The 16858-nt window shown below is 50.1% G+C and carries 11 protein-coding genes; 6 read left to right on the top strand and 5 right to left on the bottom strand.

Going from position 1 to position 16858, the window contains the following annotated elements:
- Positions 1 to 76: 76 nt before the first annotated feature.
- Complete coding sequence (locus tag ACEVG1_RS10155; RefSeq protein ID WP_374743548.1) at positions 77 to 2314, top strand: GH92 family glycosyl hydrolase; 2238 nt, start codon at positions 77 to 79, stop codon at positions 2312 to 2314.
- 161 nt (positions 2315 to 2475) lie between these two features.
- On the opposite strand, the gene pnp is transcribed toward ACEVG1_RS10155, so the two are convergent.
- The 3 genes from pnp to ACEVG1_RS10140 all read right to left on the bottom strand — a co-directional run bounded on the left by pnp (position 2476) and on the right by ACEVG1_RS10140 (position 5532).
- Positions 2476 to 4614 carry a polyribonucleotide nucleotidyltransferase gene (gene pnp / locus ACEVG1_RS10150; protein WP_374743547.1) on the bottom strand — a complete coding sequence of 713 codons (2139 nt, stop codon included), beginning with the start codon at positions 4612 to 4614 and terminating at the stop codon, positions 2476 to 2478.
- Between the two features lie 247 nt (positions 4615 to 4861).
- The gene (rpsO, locus tag ACEVG1_RS10145) at positions 4862 to 5140 is read right to left on the bottom strand and encodes a 30S ribosomal protein S15 (protein ID WP_374743546.1); all 279 of its coding nucleotides are present in this window, start codon (positions 5138 to 5140) and stop codon (positions 4862 to 4864) included.
- Between the two features lie 167 nt (positions 5141 to 5307).
- The gene (locus tag ACEVG1_RS10140; protein WP_374743545.1) at positions 5308 to 5532 is read right to left on the bottom strand and encodes a helix-turn-helix domain-containing protein; all 225 of its coding nucleotides are present in this window, start codon (positions 5530 to 5532) and stop codon (positions 5308 to 5310) included.
- 303 nt (positions 5533 to 5835) lie between these two features.
- Between ACEVG1_RS10140 and ACEVG1_RS10135 the strand changes: the two genes are divergently transcribed.
- From ACEVG1_RS10135 to ACEVG1_RS10125, 3 genes are all read left to right on the top strand, one after another.
- Positions 5836 to 6654 carry a sigma-70 family RNA polymerase sigma factor gene (locus ACEVG1_RS10135; RefSeq protein ID WP_374743544.1) on the top strand — a complete coding sequence of 273 codons (819 nt, stop codon included), beginning with the start codon at positions 5836 to 5838 and terminating at the stop codon, positions 6652 to 6654.
- Positions 6655 to 6657: 3 nt separating this feature from the next.
- A complete protein-coding gene (locus ACEVG1_RS10130; RefSeq protein WP_374743543.1) occupies positions 6658 to 7752 on the top strand; it encodes a hypothetical protein in 1095 nt (364 codons plus the stop codon).
- A gap of 1198 nt (positions 7753 to 8950) precedes the next feature.
- Positions 8951 to 9184, top strand: a complete 234-nt coding sequence (locus tag ACEVG1_RS10125; protein WP_374743542.1) for a hypothetical protein — start codon at positions 8951 to 8953, stop codon at positions 9182 to 9184.
- 674 nt (positions 9185 to 9858) lie between these two features.
- Here ACEVG1_RS10125 and ACEVG1_RS10120 read toward each other — a convergent pair.
- Together ACEVG1_RS10120 and ACEVG1_RS10115 are read right to left on the bottom strand one after the other, a co-directional pair.
- The gene (locus ACEVG1_RS10120) at positions 9859 to 11070 is read right to left on the bottom strand and encodes an acyltransferase family protein (RefSeq protein ID WP_374743541.1); all 1212 of its coding nucleotides are present in this window, start codon (positions 11068 to 11070) and stop codon (positions 9859 to 9861) included.
- A gap of 36 nt (positions 11071 to 11106) precedes the next feature.
- The gene (locus ACEVG1_RS10115; protein ID WP_374743540.1) at positions 11107 to 11865 is read right to left on the bottom strand and encodes a class I SAM-dependent methyltransferase; all 759 of its coding nucleotides are present in this window, start codon (positions 11863 to 11865) and stop codon (positions 11107 to 11109) included.
- A 268-nt stretch (positions 11866 to 12133) separates the two neighbouring features.
- Between ACEVG1_RS10115 and ACEVG1_RS10110 the strand changes: the two genes are divergently transcribed.
- Complete coding sequence (locus ACEVG1_RS10110) at positions 12134 to 13318, top strand: ROK family protein (RefSeq protein WP_374743539.1); 1185 nt, start codon at positions 12134 to 12136, stop codon at positions 13316 to 13318.
- Between the two features lie 166 nt (positions 13319 to 13484).
- Positions 13485 to 16838, top strand: coding sequence for a SusC/RagA family TonB-linked outer membrane protein (locus ACEVG1_RS10105; protein WP_374743538.1), 3354 nt, complete (start codon positions 13485 to 13487; stop codon positions 16836 to 16838).
- Positions 16839 to 16858: the final 20 nt, after the last annotated feature.

Below are 16858 nucleotides of genomic sequence, written 5' to 3'. Positions count from 1 at the left end.
CCTTGAAAAATTCTTCTTTTTAGAATAATAAATTAGCTTTACAGCAACATATCGTGGTAACATTTTTGAGATAAATATGCTAAGGCGTTTGAGCATTTCCGCAATACTCATGCTATTCTGCACTTTTTGTCGGTCGCAGGATACGTTGATTTCGTATGTCGACCCGTTCATCGGTACGGGTGGCCACGGACACACATTTCCAGGCGCCACAGTGCCTTTCGGAATGGTCCAACTGAGCCCGGACAATGGTCGGGACGGCTGGGATTGGTGCAGCGGGTACCACTACAGCGACAGTCTCATTGCAGGGTTCAGCCACATGCACCTCAGCGGCACCGGCATCGGCGACTGGCTGGATATCTCTGTCATGCCGCTGAATGCCCCGCTCGCGGACACGGTCACGGTGTCGAAAGCATCATTTAAACATGACAACGAAACGGCATCACCGGGATATTACAGGGTAACATTCGATAACGGTATCCGCGCCGAACTGACCGCAACGGCACGGTGCGGCTTGCATCGCTACACTTTCCCAGCAGGTAGCACCCCTACGGTACGCATCGACCTGGCATTCCATCAGAACTGGGATACTCCCACGGAAACGCATGTCAGTATGCTCAACGACAGTACGCTGGTGGGCTATCGATTTTCATCCGGATGGGCCGGTGTGCAGCGGGTCTATTTCGCCGCCCGGACCGCGTCGCCCATCACACGGGCCATCTTTCACGACGGGCAGTCGGCATCAGACATGACCGACATGGCCGAAACCTACGACCGGGGTACCGGCGTGGCTGCACAGCTCCTATTCGACGATGCCGCAGGCAAATCCCTCATACTCAAAGTGGCTTTGTCTACTACCGGTTACCAAAAGGCGCTGACAGCATTGGGCGAAATACAGGGTTGGGATTTCGACCGCGTACATCAATCGGCCGCCGACCAGTGGGAGCACGAACTGCAAAAAGTCAGGATCACATCGGCCGATACGGCGTTGAAGCGTATTTTCTATACGGCACTTTACCATACGGCAATAGCCCCTACACTTTACTCGGATGCCGACGGCGAGTATCAAAATGCCGAGGGCGACGTACGGTCCCTCGCCGGAGTTAGCAGCCGCTATACACTTTTCTCCCTATGGGATACCTTCCGCGCACTGAAACCGCTCTTTACACTGACGCAACCCGATCGCTACACCGACATGCTCAATAGCATGCTGGCCTTCCATGACGAAAATGGCTTACTGCCGGTGTGGGACCTCAGTACGTGGGAAACCAATACGATGACCGGCTACCACGCCATCCCTGTGCTCGCAGATGCTATTCTGAAAGACTGGCCGGGGCTGGATGCCGAACGGGCATACCAAGCCATGTTGAAAAGTGCGCACCAGGATATCCGCGGTGTGCCCGACTATATCGAATATGGATACCTCCCCCAAGACAAAGCTGGCGGAAGCGTAACCATCACGTTGGAATACGCCTTTGATGACTGGTGCATTGCCCAAGTGGCCAAGAAACTGGGTAAGTCGGCCGATTATGCCACCTTTATGAACCGTGCAGCATCCTACATACAACTATTCGATCCGCAGACGGGCTTTATGCGCGCAAAACGATCGGATGGTCAGTTTGTAGAGCCATTCGACCCCTTCTGGTCGGAGCATGATTTCGACAAAAGCCAATACATTGAGGGAAACGCTTGGCAACATTCCTTCTTCGTACCCCATGATGTGGGGGGACTGGCTGCGCTATACGGCGGCAACGAAGCGTTGGCAGCGAAGCTCGATGAGCTTTTCGCCACCCCTTCGGAGATGCACGGTGATAACGTCTCACCTGATGCAAGCGGTTTTATTGGCCAGTATGCACACGGCAACGAGCCCAGCCATCACATTGCGTACATGTATAGTTACATCGGGGAGCCGTGGAAGACACAGGAGCGCGTGCGCCAGATTGTCGATTCGATGTACCACGATGGTCCCGACGGCTATGCAGGCAATGAAGACGCCGGCCAAATGAGTGCCTGGGCCGTATGGAGCATCGCTGGCCTCTATCCGGCAAACCCTGCCAGCGGCGAATATGTCATCGGTAGCCCTGTTGCTGACGAAACTACTTTCACCCTGCCGAACGGCAACCTGTTTACCATCCGTACAGTAGGGAACAGCACCGATGCACCGTATATACAGTCTGCCACACTCAATGGGGAACCTTATGACAAAACCTACATCCGCCACGAGGAAATGCTTAAGGGCGGTGAGCTCGTTTTCAAAATGGGAAAGAAACCCAGCAAAAGGTATGGAAAGGAACCCGACACTTGGCCGGGGTACTAGTTATTAGTCGTATACCATTAGTCTTACGTCCTGTATCCCAATCTTGGGTGTGGAGCCTTTTGCCAGTAAAAATAAAAGCCGTCCCCGCCTGAGGCGGGACGGCTTTTCCCAATTACGTAAGCAGACTATCGACTTACGACTAATAACAATCAACTATAGAATTAAGCCTCGTTCCGTTCAGGCCTTGGGAGCAACGCCTTGCGGGATAGTTTCAGCTTGCCTTGCTTATCGATATCCAGTAGCTTCACCTTCACGATATCGCCCACATTGAAGATACCGTCCATGTTCTCGAACCGCTTCCAGTCGATTTCGGAGATATGGAGCAAGCCGTCTTTTCCGGGGATGATTTCGATGAAAGCACCAAACGGCATGATCGATTTCACTTTGCCTTCATACACTTCACCCACTTCAGGTTTGGCGGCAATGGCCCGGATACGCCGTACGGCCTCATCGATAGAAGCCTTGTCATCTGCAAACACCTGTACCACCCCTCTATTGTCAACCTCATCGATTGAAATGGTGGCTCCGGTCTCGCGCTGCATCTCCTGGATGATTTTACCACCTGGCCCGATCACCGCACCGATAAATTCCTTATCGATTGAGAAGCTGATGATGCGGGGTGCATGCGGTTTGTAATCGACACGCGGTTCGGCGAGCGTTTTCTTCATCTCATTGAGGATATGCAACCGTGCTTCCTTCGCCTGCTCCAACGCCTGTGTAAGTACTTCCCACTTAAGGCCGTTGATTTTCAAGTCCATCTGGCAGCCCACGATACCTTTCTCGGTACCGGTCACTTTGAAGTCCATATCACCCAGGTGATCCTCATCGCCCAAGATATCGCTCAATATCGCGTATTTACCACTCTTCTCGTCGGTAATCAAGCCCATTGCAATGCCCGATACGGGTGCTTTGATCTTCACTCCCGCATCCATCAGTGCCAATGCACCGGCACAAACAGTTGCCATGGACGACGAACCGTTCGACTCGAGGATATCAGATACCACCCGGATGGTGTATGGGTTGTCATCGCCCGTGGGCAATACCTGCTTCAAGGAACGCATGGCCAAGTTACCGTGGCCTACCTCGCGGCGGCCGGGACCCCGGTTGGGCCGTACTTCACCTACCGAAAAAGCAGGGAAATTATAATGCAGGAGGAATTTATTATAGCCATGGATAAACGCTCCATCAATCATTTGCTCATCGTCTTTCGCACCGAGTGTCACCGACGTGAGGGATTGGGTTTCGCCACGGGTGAACACCGCTGAGCCGTGTGCTGCAGGTAGGTAGTCAACTTCACTCCATATAGGGCGTACCGTGCGGACGTCACGGCCGTCAAGCCGGATACCTTCGTCCAGTATCAAGTTACGTATCGCGTCGTACTGCACCTCGTGGTAATACTTCTTCACCAGGAATGCGGTATCGTCATCAAGCTCCGCATCGCCAAAGGCAGCCTCTACAAACGCGCTGCCGATTTGTTTGAACTGTTCACTCCGTTCGTGTTTGGCCGAAGCGGATTTCGCTACTGCATACACTTGATCATACGTAGCCGCGAACACCTGGTCGCGCAATTCCGGATTGCTGGGCTCGTGGCTATATACCCGTTTGGTTGTTTTTCCTACTAACTGAGCCAGTTCAACCTGTGCCTGTACCTGCTTCTTGATGGTTTGGTGGGCAAAGTCGATGGCTTCCACCATTTCCGCTTCCGAAATTTCCTTGGCTTCCCCTTCCACCATCACGATGTCGTTGGCCGATCCGGCGACGATAAACTCGAGTGTAGCGTTTTCAAGTTCGCTCAGCAAAGGATTGATGACCAGTTGGCCGTCGATCTTGGCGACGCGTACTTCCGAAATCGGCCCGTTAAAGGGGATATCGGATACCGCGATGGCCGCCGATGCTGCCAATCCGGCCAGCGCATCGGGCATGATGTCCTTGTCGGCCGATATCAGCGATATCATCACTTGTGTATCGGCGTGGTAGTCTTCGGGAAACAAGGGGCGCAAAGCACGGTCGACCAGCCGTGAGATAAGGATTTCATAGTCCGACAGGCGGGCTTCACGGCGCAGAAAACCGCCGGGAATCCGTCCCGTCGACGCATATTTCTCTTGGTAATCCACCGAAAGCGGCAAGAAGTCCGCTCCGGGTTTAGGTTCCTGTGCAGAAACCACTGTGGCCAACAGCATGGTTTTTCCCTGCTTGACCACCACCGATCCGTCTGCCTGCTTGGCCATCTTGCCGGTGGAGATCTCGATTTCGCGACCTGCGCCGATATCGATCGTTGTTTTGATTTCGTTGTAACTCATTTGTTGTTTCGATTCGGTGTGCTATTCGTCTTTGGGCGGCACACCATGTTCTATAGACTTTTACTTTGCGTGCAAAAGTAGACAAACGGTACTGTATATGCAAGTATTAATCAGCTTACACACCGCTGTTTATCCGCGGCATATCCCGCGAAGCGCGAATAAAGGCCATGCCGTTCCCTTAGGAAGTTGCTAAACAAAAAAAGCCATCCGCCGATGGCAGATGGCCTGATAAGGATTTTACCTGAACTTATTTGATGATGTCGCGCAGACCCAATGCCTTGATGATGGCGCGGTAGCGTGTGATGTCCTTGTGGAAAAGGTATTTCAACAAAGCCCGGCGCTTACCCACCAGCTTCTGTAAGGACCGCTGGGTCGCGAAATCTTTACGGTTCGACTTCAAATGCCCCGTGAGGTGGGCAATCCGCTTGGTAAACAAAGCCACCTGCCCTTCCGCAGAACCGGTGTTGTTTGTGTTTCCTGCAAATTCGGCGAAAATATCCGCCTTGTACTCTTTACTTAAATACATTACTTGAATAATATTAAAGCGTAAATAATAGAAAATAAATTAACGGCCGCAAAGGTACACCAATTTTCATTACGGTGCAAGTTGGCCTTGCTTTTTTTGCCATTTGCGCTTTGCTCCCTATCTTTTTAAGCCCTACTTCTTCATCCTCACCTATACGATGAAGTTGATTAGGTAAACTCAAAAAAATCTGTAACCGGCGCATGAAGTGCTTCTGCAAGCACGTATATCTGATAGGCCGATGGATTCACCCGTCCCTTTTCCATCCGGCTGATGGCTTGGAAATCTTTATCGATCAACGCCCCCAATTCCATCTGCGTAAGCCCACGGCGTTCCCTGAGTACCCGGATACGCTGGCCCAACTGGGTTTTGAATGTTTGAATATCTATTGCCATGCGGCAAACAAGGGAAATGTTTGAAATTCATACTAAACATATTTGTTTAATAAAAACAAAACACTTACCTTTGTTTCACCAAAGGGAACCAAATTATAAAAGATCGTGGAAAAGCAACCAGACTACACATCAAGACCGCACCGTCACTTCCGGAGGCTGTTGGCCACTGTAAAGTGTTCGCCTGAATAGACTCCCTTTAACCCGTTCAACTGCCCGGAAACATCGGGTGGCCTAATCCCTCCATTGTAATGCTATATTGCCAGGGGGAGGTATTATCAAAATTTTCAAACCCAAGACCGGATTATGCGGAAAACCAATTACCAAACACCAAAAAAAGCTACCGAGGCATTCCATCGGCTCAAGGCCGGCGACGAAACCGGGCTGAACTATTTCTATCACGCTTATTACGGCCACTACGCATGGCGAGCCGAGCGGTTCGTCAAGGACGACGTAGTGGGCAATGCCATTGCACAGGAAGGGTTTCTCCGCCTGTGGCTCATGCGTGATAATATACGCGATGTGGCCCACCTGCATGAGTTCCTCGGCCAGCAACTCCGCGAAGCGGGCATGGCCTACTACCGGAAGAGCCTCAACCGTTTCCACCGCAGCATGTTGCGACTGGATGGTATCGAGGATTTCCAGGAGTTTATGCTGGGCTACGAACCGGAGGACGAAGCCGAGGAGGACACCGTATACCTTGAACAGTTGGAAGCGGAAAAACAACGGCAGTTGGAGCAGGTAAACCGGCTGCTGCCCAACCTGACCGAGCAGCAGCAGCTATTCCTCCGGCTGTGCCTGCGGTACAGCTTCAACTACGAACGGATAGCGTATCATCTCGGCGGCATCTCGGACTACGAGGTGGCCCAGCGCGTGGAGCAATGCATTGCCAACCTGAAAGCTGCCCTTGCGGATACGACCAAGTTGGATGGCGCCACACGCACCAAGCCACTTATCGCCGAAGGCATGCTCACCGAAGAGCAGGCGCAGGTGCTGGCCATGCGGTACGACCTGCAATATTCCTTTGAGGAAATCGCCGCGGCGCTGCAACTCGACGACACACGGGTAAAGTCGCTGTTCGTGCAGGCGTATGCGGTCATCAATAAAGCGAAACAATCGGCCTGAACCATGGAAAAGAAAACCATCATCCTGACGCGGAAAATACAGGTGTACGTGGACTGCGAAGACAAAGCGCAAAAAGATGCCCACTATAAGCAGCTGTATGAATGGCAGTTCCTGGCTTTCCAGGCGGCCAACCTCATTTTTACGAACCTGTATGTGCAGGATCGAGTGAAAGACCTGATTTACTTTACCGACGAGGTGAAGGTGAAGCTGGCCGACCGCGCCAAGGATGGGGATGGCATCCTGAATACCTCGCGGATGAATACCACCTACCGCGTGCTGTCCAGCAAGCTGCTGGGTAAGATGCCTTCGGAAATCTTTTCCAACCTGAATAATTCATTGACCAGCGTGTACAGTGCCGAGCGCACGGCCTACTGGAAGGGCGAGAAATCACTGCGCAACTACAAGCGTAGCATTCCGCTGCCCTTTTCGGGCAAGTCGCTGAAATTCGTGGCCGACGAAAAGCACCGCGAATTCCGGTTCACACTGTTCAAAATCCCGTTCAAGACCTACCTCGGCAAGGACAAAACGGATAAGCGCGTGCTCATACAGCGCAACATCGCGGGTACGTTGAAACTCTGCGCCAGTTCGCTGAAAATAGACAAGGGCAAGCTGTACCTGCTAGCGGCGTTTGAGATGGAGCGCGATGCGCATCAGCTGAAGGACTCGGTCATTGCCGAGGCATCGCTCTCCATCGAGCATCCCATTGTGGTGAATGTGGGGAAAGCACAGTTCCAGATCGGCAACAAGGAGGAGTTCCTGCATCGTCGGTTGGCGATACAGGCTGCGCGGCACCGCTTGCAACGCGGGTCTACATACAACCGGCCCGGTAAGGGCCGCCAGCGCAAGCTGAAAAGCCTGGACGACTGGGACGCAAAGGAAAAGCAATATGTAGACAGTCGGCTGCACCTCTACAGCCGGCGGCTGATTGACCTGTGCGTGAAGTCGGAGGCGGGAACGCTGCTATTGGTGAACCAGCAGCAAAAAGAAGAAGTGGCCAAGGACGAGGAGTTTCTGCTACGCAATTGGAGTTACTACGGATTGAAGGAAAAAATTGCCTACAAGGCGAAGAAGGCCGGGATTAATGTGATTGAGGAGTAAGTGGCGAGTTGACTGATGACTTACAACTAAGATAGTTCTTTGAAATTTTTGAGGCTGCTTGTACAGCCATAGAGTGAGGCCAGATTGGCACTCACTGAATACTTTTTTATTTATTACGAGCTTATTGGAACGCGGATGACGCGGATTGGGCTGATTGACGCGGATTTTGTTTGGTTTGACGGATTTGAAAGGTGGCCGCTGTCCTTTGTTCTTGCTCCTTTCATCCTTGTTCAGCAAGAAGGCATCATTTTGAAAGGCATATGCAACTAAAGAACGTCATATGCACCCCCTGAATAGAATGTCACTAACCCCATCTTGAAAGGTATTTGCAACGTTTGTGAGTGAATAATTCTTCAATCGTTGGTGTTACTAACCCATTTTGAAAGGTATATGCAGTGTCAGCGCCAGCGTACCCTGCGGCGGTAACGGTATTACTAACCTCATTTTGAGAAGTATGTACAACCTTGACCGTTTTCCTCAACTAGATAGCTGTGGGGGGTACTAACCCCATTTTGAAAGGTGTACGCAACAAGAATGTTCCTTTATGAATGTCCGTGACGTGTGTTACTAACCTCAAATTTGAAAGGTATATGTAACGTGGTTCTCATATTCTCGGACGTGAGCGAAAAAATTTGAAAGATATGCAACTCGGAAAGGAGTTTGTCAGGGACGGCGCCAGGGTGATACCAACTCCATTTTGAAAGGTATATGCAACTTGCGATCCGCCGTATTATAATTCGGTTTTGGTATTACAGACTTCAAACTGACGCAGGTCTTATGCGATGTGATTGCGCGAAGGGCTGACTTGCACCTTTCTAAATGCGTAGTCTTTATTCTTTGCTCCTTTCATCATTGCTCCGGGCAAAAGGGAGTTAGTTTGAAAGGTATATGCAACACCCCATATAAAGACGCTAGGTCTCTATCTAATATCACCAACCCTAATTTGAAAGGTATGTGCAACCGTTAAGCTCTGGCGAGGTCTCCAACGAATGGTGTTACAGATCCATTTAGAAAGGTATGTGCAACTATATATCTGCCAAGTCAATCCACTGCTTTTTTTGGGGGGTGTTACAGACCCCATTTTGAAAGATTTAAGGTTTTGAGACATTAGATGTCAGATGGAGCCGCCGCCTGAGGATAGACATCACAGGGTTAAATTGAATGACGTTTGAATCTAATTTTTTTTGTATTTGACATTATGCAAGCACAAATAGATATCGGTTTTGAAGAGTCGGTCAAACTGGTCAAAGCATTGCCATCAAACCAACTACAGAAATTGAGGTCCGAAATCGACCGGAAAACTAACACCGTCAAATCCGAGGGTTTGGAATTACTATTGCTGAAGGGGCCGGTCGCTACAAAAAAACAGCTTGAGACGATTGAAAGCAATAGGCAAAGAATAAACCGATGGCGGCACTACCGGCAGGTCTGATATTGGTAGACACATCAATCCTCTAACAAATTCAGATAGTCATTCGGTATCAAACTGTCGCGTCTCATAAAAACATATTCACAATGTTCGGGCATCATGCGGACAAGTTTATATCAGATGTCGCTATTGTCCCTTTGTGCCCACGTGTTCCTTTGGACTTCCCTTGGTGGACCTGATGCACTGCGGCCCGCTACGAAGCCGTCATTTACCCACCTATTCCGTACGTCATCCGTAGGTAATATGTACCTATAGTGTACCTCTTATAGGGCTACATATTACCTACATATGGGCTACTTATCATGTGGGTACAAGTCGTGGCAACAATGGTCTCCTCGGGGCAGTAATAGAAGAGCCGCAAAAACACCTACCGCTCAGCGTCATCGTGAGTAAGTATCGTTATGGGGCACTACACAGACAAATGACAGCAAAATTCACCCACATTCAGCTTTTTCACTGGTGAGGAATGCTCACAAACGTTCAAGCCAACGGCTGAGCAACACACCCATCCGCTGTTCGCTCATCTTCCGGTGCTCCTTCGGTGCTACACCGGAAAAGCATCGGAGAAGATGCGGCCAACGTGCCTACCATCTGTTGCCGTGGTACGCCGTGGGTATTGGGCAGGTATTATCGAGGCAAAAAACTACCGGTACACGACCGAGAACCGACCGAAGTGCTTACACCTTAATATAAACCTTGTTCCTATCCAATACGTAACAGATCCCCCAGCAAAGAGCTAAAAATGCCAGCGCGTAACAGAATGACCCTACTTCGGGCGGTCCGGGTACGTGCGCACACACCTCGGTGTAAAACCACCGGAGGGGCGTGGTGTAACGCGTTCCGCCCGAATCGTCGACACCCATCGGGATGCGGATCAGCCCCAACAACCGAGGCAATACGCCGCTCAGCACGAAAATAAATAATGGGTTCTTCCCGAACACATCGAAAAAGCGGGTCAGCCAATTCCGCATACCCAGCACCTCAATAAACCAGATCATTACCCCGATGGTGAATAGCGCAAGCCCGCTCGTGTAGAGCACATATGAGCTCGTCCATATTTTCTTGTTGATTGGGAACTCCAAGCCCCAAAACAAGCCCAGTAAGGCCAGCAACGCCGCTACGACTAACAAGCCGGCCAGCATTTTAAAGTGCGGTTCGACCGACGCCTGCAGCCGCGGCCACAGCCAGCTCACCTGACCCTGCTCACGGATGTATCGTCCCGTGAGGTAACCCACCACCACCTGCACAATAGCTGGCAATGTGCTCATCAACCCTTCGGGATCGAACGGAACACCCTCGCCCCGGTATAGATGGGCGACCCCTAGCACGTTCTTGTCAACCGCCGTACCGAACCAGCCCGCCAAACTATACGGATCGCTACCGCCGAACACCACACACAGCAACCAATACCCAAGCAACAAAATAGCCGAAACGATGATGACCCACTTTTCCTTAAGGTAGTACACGACGATGGAAGCAAAACAGTAGGCCAGCGCGATGCGCTGCAACACACCGAAAATGCGGATACCCCGCTCCGGATCATCGGGGTCAACCCAATGTTTGAAGGCCAAGACATCTCCCTCCCAGCGCACAAAAGGCCACCAGTTGAGCAACAGTCCGATACCGAAAATCAATACTGTCCTCTTCAACACCTTTTTCCAAAACGCGGCACCGCCTGCTTCCTGGAGACGCGGCATCACAAAAGCCATCGCGTTGCCTACGGCAAACAGGAAGAAGGGAAACACCAAATCCGTAGGGGTAAGCCCATGCCACTCAGCGTGGCCCAATGGCGAAAAAAGATGGGACCAACTACCGGGGTTGTTTACCAGGATCATCAATGCGACCGTAGCCCCGCGGAATACATCAAGCGAATAATAACGCTTTGCCATAATGGATAATTGATAATTGAACATCACATCTTCAAATCAAATCTGCCCTACAAACAACCGCGTTTTATACGACAGCCGCACCTTCCCTTTCCGCTGGTGTTTCCGGAACAACGCTTCCAGCGCTGCCGTCATTTCGGGCAACACGGATGAGGTCTCATCCGGCAGGAATGAATACGAAAGTGTTCGGCCGAGCAATTGCGGATAGGTCAGTGAATCGATATGTCCAAAAACACGATACCTTGGCCGCAATGGAGCAAAAAAGGAACGGACTTCTACGGTATCCATCTTCCGTTGGCTTACCTGGAGATAGTCGGATGCGTATGTACGGATAAATGCCTCGTAGCTAGCTTCAAAAGCGCTACGTGTATTCCGCAGGTTCCACACAATGGCCACGTAAGGCGCATTACGGCCCGCCCGCTCAAACTCCACACGTGTCTTTGCCAGGTCGAACCAGTGAAAAGCCTGTGCAGAGACGAACAGGTCAATCGAGCTGTCGGGCAACCCGCTCGCTTCGGCGGTACCATCCAGGAATACACAGCGCTTGCACCCTTCCAACCGCCGGTGTGCCATACTGCGCATATAGGGGTTGGGCTCTACCACGTAAATCCGATTGCCCCACTTGGCAACCTGCTCCGTGAAAATACCTGTACCTGCGGCTATGTCGGCAATAACCGAGTCGGGGGTGATCGATACAGCTCCATGGAAAAATTCGAAGAGTGCCTGCGGATAACCCGGCCGATACTTATCGTAGTTCTCGGCACGATCTGAAAATCGCTGTATACTATCCTGCTCCATAGGCAATCCGATTTCAAACTGGATAAGCTTTTGATTGGTTATGAGTTATCTCAAGGGGAGTAAAAGTAGTCAAATCGGTTGACAAACGCACTGCCGGTCTATAAAATTCTGCCAATCCATCCAACTGAAAGCCAATAAATCAAAATAAATGAACTGATAATCAATCATTAGCATTATCTTAATATTTTATTTTAATAAGTTTTATAAAACTAGGGTGATATTTTATTAAGTTTGCATTAGTTATTACATTATAACCAATTACAACACGGTGAAGCTTCGTCAGGACCACTTAAAGAAAGCTATATTCAAGTTGCTCTATTACAATGGAGCACTGTCCGTTGCCGAATTGAGTATGCATACAAATAAGAGCGTACCCAACATCACCAGCGTTATGGGCGGACTGCTGAAAGATGGCTATGCCATAGAGCATGGTTTGGCGCCATCCACCGGAGGGCGGCGCGCAGTGACGTATCGGCTCAATAAAAAAGTCAAGGTGTATTCCATTGCCGTTGCGATGGATCAGTTCATCACGCGGGTGGTCGTTTACAACTTAGCCAATGAGGCGGTCTATCCCGAAACGGCCTTCTCCTTACCACTGCAAGACAACCCTGATGCTTTCCAGCAATTATGCACGGCCATCGACCGGTATATCGCCGCTGCCAATGTAAAGCGCGAAAGCATCATAGGGGTTGGCATTGCCATGCCGGGGTTTATCGATATAGAGAAGGGGGTGAATGCATCCTTTTTCACGGACGATGACCATTTGGGCCTACGGGACCGTCTGATCCAACGGCTCGGTCTGCCGGTATATATCGAAAATGATTCCAGTGCCATTGCCATCGCGGAGCTGAATTTCGGGGCAGCAAAAGGTATGCGAGACGTAATGGTTGTGAACATGGGTTGGGGAATCGGGCTGGGTATGATTGTGAATGGAAGCCTTTTTAGGGGGCATAACGGTTACGCCGGCGAATTCAGCCACATCCCGCTTTCACACAGCAACAAGCTTTGCTCGTGCGGCAAGCGGGGCTGCATGGAAGTGGACGCCTCGCTGCTCGTCGCTGTTGAAAATGCGAAGCAGGCGATAGCCGAAGGCACCACCTCGAGCCTGCAGCAGCTGTTTGCTGCGCCCACCAAATCCGAAGGGGACCACTTGATCGATGCGGCCCGCAAGGGTGATCAACTGGCTATCACGGCTATTTCCGATGCCGCATTCATGATGGGCAAAGGTATTGCCACCCTGATCCACATCATGAACCCCGAACGCATCGTTCTAAGCGGCAGAGGGGCGGCCATCGGAAAGCTGCTATTGACGCCGGTGCAACGGGCCATCAACGAGTTCTGCATACCTAAGCTGGTAGAGAATACGTCGATGGTGGTGTCAAAACTGGGATATCAAGCCGAGCTACTCGGGGCTGCTAGCCTAGTGGTAGAAAACAGCCATTTAAAAGAATAACCTTTTTAACGACAACTAACAAAATTTTCAACTAAAAACTTACCACAAACACATGCACATAGACACACACAGTTAACTTTAGTTATTCGACAATTGTCAATAACACTTTCTTCAATTCAATCAATAAATCAGTCAATCAAATTATGGATTTTAATCAATTTACAACATGAGAAATTTGTACATGAAATGTTGTGTGATGGCCTTCGTATTGCTAAATGCAGTCCTAGGTGTTCATGCACAGACATCCATTACCGGAACCGTAGTGGATGCCAACGGCCCCATTGAGGGGGTAACGATACAGGTACAGGGTACCAACCGCGGCACACAAACCGATGCCGCTGGGCATTATTCGATTGACGCCTCCACAGGAGAAACCCTCCAATTCAGTGCGCTGGGGTATGTCTCGCAATCCGTCCCCGTGGGTGCATCCAACACCATCAATGTTACTTTGGAAGTGACCACCGGCGAAATTGGTGAAGTGGTGGTGACGGCCCTCGGTGTAAAAAGGGACAAGAAATCGATCGGCTATGCCGTACAACAAGTGAAGGCAGAGGACATCACCGTTACTGCACCTGCCGATGTTGCCCAAGGGCTTACAGGCAAAGTAGCTGGTCTCAACATCGCTACCAGCAACGGCTTAAACAATGCTTCCTCTCGAATTGTGATTCGAGGCAACAACTCCGTTACGGGCAACAACCAACCACTGATCGTAGTTGACGGAGCGATCATTGACAATCGTCCCGTTGCCCAATCCAACATTGAGGTTACCGATGGGATCAGGGACTGGGGAAACTACCTAAGCTACCTCAACATGGACAACATCGAAAGTGTATCCGTACTTAAAGGCCCGAATGCCGCAGCATTATATGGCGCACGGGGGGCAAATGGTGTCATCCTTATCACCAGCAAAAAAGGCACCCGGCAAGAGGGACTGGGATTAAGCTACAATGTAACCAGTAATTTCACAAACGTATTCCGGTTTCAAGATGTACAGAACGAATACGGCGGCGGATTCGCCGCGGGCCTGTGGACGGCAAACCCTGAATTGCCCAAAACAGCCTCCGGCGAATATTACCTTCCGACCCTTTACGGCGGTTCCAGTTTAGGCAGCGGCGGTTCAGGTATCGGTGGCTATCATAGTACGATACCCGGCGGCTTCAACACATGGGATATATTCAGTTGGTTTGGTGCCAGTTCTTCTTGGGGCCCACGGCTTGATGGACAGATGGTACGTTGGTGGGACGGGGAATTACGGCCTTATTCGCCGCAACCCGACAACCGGATGAGTTACTACCGGCAAGGCAATGAAACCACACACAACGTGGCCTTTTCTGCAGGCGGAGATTATGGGACGGTTCGGCTTTCTGCTTCAAGGACAGATGGCACTGCTGTGGTACCCAACACGACGAATAACAACACCAATATTGCGTTGGGGTCAAACCTGAAGATATCCAAAGCCCTTAGTGCCGAAATCAACGTAGCCTACAATCAAAGTAACCGGTTAAATACGCCGGAAATAGGGACCAATAATTCTTGGGGAAAGTTTTCCGTATATGGGATGTCAAGGGAATATAAACCATTGGAATACCAATATTATAAAAACCCAGACGGCTCAAAATTCGATTTCGGATCGACGTATCCCCAACAGGAATACAGCCGCGACCTATACTGGCATTTCTACGAGAAAAACAGTACGTTGAACCGGGATGAGCTGATTTCAACCGTCAAACTGAATGCCGAAATCACTCCTTGGCTGAATGCGTTTGTAAGAACCTCCGCCAATCTGATTTCATCCAAATTCGAGACGATTAATAACGTTCCAAATCCCGACAAAGTTTCGGATGGCCGTTATGAAAAGCAGCTCGACAAGGACAAACTGATGAATACGGACATCATGGTCACTGCCCACAAAGACAACCTGTTTACCGATGGATTTAACGCAAGTGTTTCGGGGATGTTTAACCTGTATTCAAACAATGGTACCGGCATGATCGGTGTAAATGACGGCACTTTTATCGTACCCGGCATCTATTCGCTTGGAAACATTCTTGCAACAGACCGTTTAAACCCCGATCTTTATTCGGTAACGGAACGGCGATACCATGTAGAATCCCAATCGGTACTCGGTATACTGAATTTAAGTTACAACGATTACCTGTTTTTGGACCTTACGGGCCGGAACGATATCAATTCGACACTGACCAAAAGCAAAAATTCTACATTTTACCCGTCAGCGAGTCTTAGCTTTGTATTCACGGATGCCCTGAATATGAATAGCAAAGCACTTTCTTATGGAAAACTACGTCTTGCCTACGGTGAAAGTGCCAATGCGACCGATCCATACAAATTAGGCTTCACGTACGATGTCGGTTCATTTGGCGGTGCACCGACCAATTCCGTCCCAGAAACATTAAGCCCTGAAGAATTAGGATTCCAGACCTCGCAATCCATCGAAATAGGCACGAGTTTAGGATTTCTCAACGACCGCATCAATCTCGATTTCACGTATTACAGCATCCGGTCAAAGAACCAGATTTTATCCGCCGATATTGCACCGTCATCCGGTGCGAAAGGCGTTACCTTCAATTCAGGTGAGTTAACCAACAAAGGTATCGAGTTTATTGTCAACGCCGCCGTCATACAAAACCAAAACTTTAGCTGGAGCCTTTCCCTGAATGGTGCTAAAAACCAGAACAAGGTGGTTGCTTTGGCTCCAGGTATACGTGAATTACGGATCGCTGACGTATTCGGAAATCTCGGGGTCTTTATGCGCGTAACACCCGGCGATTCCTATGGCACTATCTACGGTACCGATTTCGAACGGGATGAAAACGGAAACAAGCTCCTTTACAATGTGAAAGATGCGGATGGCAATGTATATGGCACACTCTATAAGGTTACGCAAGACCCTGTGGCCATTGGCAATGCAGCCCCGAAACTAACCGGTGGATTGGGGAACACATTCCGTTACAAAAATTTCAGTCTGTATGGTATGGTCGACTTCAAAATCGGCGGCGATATTTATTCATTCGATCATTCGACAGCCATGGGTAGTGGCATCTCGCCAGCGACGTTGGCTGAAAGAAACGGAGGCGGCCTACCCTACACCTTCCCAGACGGCACCAGCGCTAATGTGGGTGTTATCATGGAGGGCTATAATGAGGATGATGGGAAAATGAACGACCGTGTCGTCCATCCGATTTATAAATATGCGGGATCCTATACCGGTTGGACCCATCTTAATAGGCCCAGGAGTCTCTCCGTATTTGAAAACACATGGGTGAAAATGCGAGAAATCGCACTATCATACAACCTCCCCAAAGAAATAATACAACGCTCAGGCGTTTTCCAAGGCCTGCAAGTGTCCGTGATAGGCAGAAACCTTTTCTATCTCTATTCCAGTTTACCTGATCACTTGAATCCGGAAGCTATCAACGGAACGGGAAATGGACAAGGCTTGCAATGGTCTGGCATGCCCAGTATCCGATCGCTCGGATTTGGTCTGAAAGCGCAGTTCTAACTTATTAACTAAGAGTAAAC

Origin of the sequence: Parapedobacter sp. 2B3, assembly GCF_041925275.1 — a bacterium.
In the GTDB taxonomy this organism is placed as follows: Bacteria; Bacteroidota; Bacteroidia; order Sphingobacteriales; family Sphingobacteriaceae; genus Parapedobacter; species Parapedobacter pyrenivorans_A.
This window is presented reverse-complemented; position numbering and strand designations above follow the sequence as displayed.

Excerpts from the sequence above, each read along its gene's own strand:
- ACEVG1_RS10155 (WP_374743548.1), top strand. The coding sequence starts at position 77 with ATGCTAAGGCGTTTGAGCATTTCCGCAATACTCATGCTATTCTGCACT.
- pnp (WP_374743547.1), bottom strand. The coding sequence starts at position 4,614 with ATGAGTTACAACGAAATCAAAACAACGATCGATATCGGCGCAGGTCGC.
- rpsO (WP_374743546.1), bottom strand. The coding sequence starts at position 5,140 with ATGTATTTAAGTAAAGAGTACAAGGCGGATATTTTCGCCGAATTTGCA.
- ACEVG1_RS10140 (WP_374743545.1), bottom strand. The coding sequence starts at position 5,532 with ATGGCAATAGATATTCAAACATTCAAAACCCAGTTGGGCCAGCGTATC.
- ACEVG1_RS10135 (WP_374743544.1), top strand. The coding sequence starts at position 5,836 with ATGCGGAAAACCAATTACCAAACACCAAAAAAAGCTACCGAGGCATTC.
- ACEVG1_RS10130 (WP_374743543.1), top strand. The coding sequence starts at position 6,658 with ATGGAAAAGAAAACCATCATCCTGACGCGGAAAATACAGGTGTACGTG.
- ACEVG1_RS10125 (WP_374743542.1), top strand. The coding sequence starts at position 8,951 with ATGCAAGCACAAATAGATATCGGTTTTGAAGAGTCGGTCAAACTGGTC.
- ACEVG1_RS10120 (WP_374743541.1), bottom strand. The coding sequence starts at position 11,070 with ATGGCAAAGCGTTATTATTCGCTTGATGTATTCCGCGGGGCTACGGTC.
- ACEVG1_RS10115 (WP_374743540.1), bottom strand. The coding sequence starts at position 11,865 with ATGGAGCAGGATAGTATACAGCGATTTTCAGATCGTGCCGAGAACTAC.
- ACEVG1_RS10105 (WP_374743538.1), top strand. The coding sequence starts at position 13,485 with ATGAGAAATTTGTACATGAAATGTTGTGTGATGGCCTTCGTATTGCTA.